Source organism: Treponema sp. R6D11 (genome assembly GCF_054786075.1).
The window spans coordinates 1-2456 of record NZ_BDHD01000230.1; the positions used below are offsets into that span (position 1 = coordinate 1).

Annotated in this window: 3 protein-coding genes; all 3 read left to right on the plus strand. The window is 45.0% G+C overall.

From position 1 onward, the window contains the following. Positions 1-509: methionine ABC transporter permease (locus ACYVTD_RS11580; RefSeq protein ID WP_461247923.1), on the plus strand; the 509-nt coding region annotated here is incomplete at its 5' end. 97 nt (positions 510-606) lie between these two features. Beyond that, positions 607-1401 carry a MetQ/NlpA family ABC transporter substrate-binding protein gene (locus ACYVTD_RS11585; RefSeq protein ID WP_461247924.1) on the plus strand — a complete coding sequence of 265 codons (795 nt, stop codon included), beginning with the start codon at positions 607-609 and terminating at the stop codon, positions 1399-1401. Between the two features lie 95 nt (positions 1402-1496). Further along, positions 1497-2390, plus strand: coding sequence for a PLP-dependent cysteine synthase family protein (locus tag ACYVTD_RS11590; RefSeq protein WP_461247925.1), 894 nt, complete (start codon positions 1497-1499; stop codon positions 2388-2390). Positions 2391-2456 lie beyond the last annotated feature (66 nt).

Sequence of the window (2456 nt, forward strand, 5' to 3'; positions counted from 1 at the left end):
GTGTAACGTATAACGTACTTTCCCGAATCGTCAATATATTCCGTTCTCTCCCTTTCATCATATTGATGATTCTTCTTATCCCGCTGACACGAATGATCATTAAAACAAGCATAGGTCCAACGGCGGTAATTATTCCGCTTTCAATAGCCGCCGCTCCTTTTGTCGCCCGTATCGCTGAATCCGCTCTTTCCGAAGTTGAACAAGGTGTGCTTACAGCGGCGCGCGCAATGGGTTCGACTGATTTTCAAATTATCCGCAAAGTGTTAATCCCCGAAGCCATGCCCTCTCTAGTTTCAGGTCTCGCTCTGACCATTATCAATTTAATCGGTTATTCGGCAATGGCGGGCGCTATCGGCGGCAGAGGTTTAGGCGACCTTGCCATTCGCTACGGCTATTACCGCTTTAGAACCGATGTAACTATCGGTGCTGTTATTGTCATATTGATACTTGTAGAAATGGTGCAGATTATCGGCACGGCGATAAGCAGGAATATATTGTCAAAAAGATAGACAAATCTTACAAACCCTCTTGACAAAATTATTTGTTTTCCCTATAATCCTATTAAACACGTAGGAAATGTGTGTATATCATTAAAGGAGAGATTTTATGAAAAAAATTGCAAGGTTTCTGATTGCGGGCGTACTGGCTATGGCATTGATTTTTACAGCCTGTACGAAAAAAGCGGGAACAACGGTTTCCATAGGAGCTACACCTGTCCCACATGCGGAATTGCTCAATCTGATCAAGGATGATCTGGCAGCGAAGGGAGTTACGCTGAAAGTTGTAGAATTCACCGATTATGTTCAACCTAATGTGGCGGTGATTGCAGGCGACTTGGACGCTAACTTTTTCCAGCACATTCCTTATCTGGAATCTAACGAAGAATGGTCGTCAAAATTGGTTTCAGCTTTCGGCGTGCATGTGGAACCATTCGGGCTTTATTCGGTAAAGTTCAAAAATATTAACGACTTGCCCAATGGCGCTACTATTGCCATTCCAAATGATCCGTCCAACGGCGGACGCGCTTTGCTTCTGCTTCAGGCAAAAGGGCTTATCACTCTTAAAGCCGATGCGGGGCTGACTGCTACATCTAGGGACATTACAAGCAATCCGAAAAATTTCCGATTTAGAGAACTTGAAGCCGCCCAGCTTCCCCGTTCTTTGCAGGACGTGGATGCCGCTACAATAAACGGCAACTATGCGCTTGAAGCCGGTTTAAATCCAGTAAAAGATTCTCTTATAATTGAAGGTGCGGATTCTCCCTACGTCAACATCGTAGTAGTGCAGAAAGGCAAACAAAACGATCCAGGTATCGTCGCTCTTAAAAACGCCCTTCTAAGCCAGAAAGTAAAGGATTATATTAACAGCCACTACGACGGCGGAGTTGTGGCAATTTTTTAAACGTATAGGCAAAATTTCTTACCACGACCTGACCACTCCAGAGTTGTCAGGTTTGTGGTAGAAATTTTTATTTATTTTTGATATAAATAACATATATGAATGTTTTAGACCTTGTAGGCAACACTCCGATTATTGAATTGAAAAAAATCTTCAATTTGGCAAATGGGGTTTCCCTGTTTGCCAAAGCGGAATATTTTAATCCAAGCGGTTCAGTAAAAGACCGCGCAGCAAAAGCCATGATGCTACACGGCATTAACTCAGGACAGCTTACAAAAGATAAAATTTTATTGGACTCCACAAGCGGTAATACCGGAATCGCTTATGCCATGTTCGGCGCGGCTCTTGGTTATCGCGTCAAACTGTTCATGCCCGCAAACGCCAGCGAAGAAAGAAAAAAACTTATGCGCGCTTACGGCGCGGAAATTGTAGAAACAGACCCGCTTGAAGGCTCTGACGGCGCGTACCGCATAGTGATGGAGTTAGCCAAAAAAGAGCCAGACTTGTATTTCTTTCCAAACCAATACGACAATTTTGAAAATCCGCGCACACATTATGAAACAACAGGCGTTGAATTGTACAATCAATGTAAGCCAACGCATTTTGTCGCCGGAACAGGCACATCGGGAACTTTTATGGGAGTTTCCAGACGGCTTAAAGAAATTGATTCGTCAATAAAAATTGTTCTTATGCAGCCTGACTCGCCGTTTCACGGGCTTGAGGGAATGAAGCACATGGAATCCACGATAACGCCGGGGATTTTTGACGGAAGCGTCGCAGATTTGCGCGTAACGGTAAAGACTGAGGACGCGTACAAAACATCGCGCCGTCTTGCCGCGGAAGAAGGAATTTTTGTCGGGATAAGCTCCGGCGCGAACGTGTTCGCCGCCATGGAACTTGCAAAAACCCTGCCGCCAAACTCGCGTGTGGCGACAATCCTGTGCGACAACGGAAACCGCTACATGTCGCAACCGCTCTGGAAAGACATTTAATGCTGCGCCTTTCTTCTGAATTGGAAAAAAAAATTAGAGAGGACGGAGAGGCGGCCTATCCTAACG

Coding starts and splice junctions, on each gene's coding strand:
- ACYVTD_RS11585 (WP_461247924.1), top strand. CDS start 607: ATGAAAAAAATTGCAAGGTTTCTGATTGCGGGCGTACTGGCTATGGCA.
- ACYVTD_RS11590 (WP_461247925.1), top strand. CDS start 1,497: ATGAATGTTTTAGACCTTGTAGGCAACACTCCGATTATTGAATTGAAA.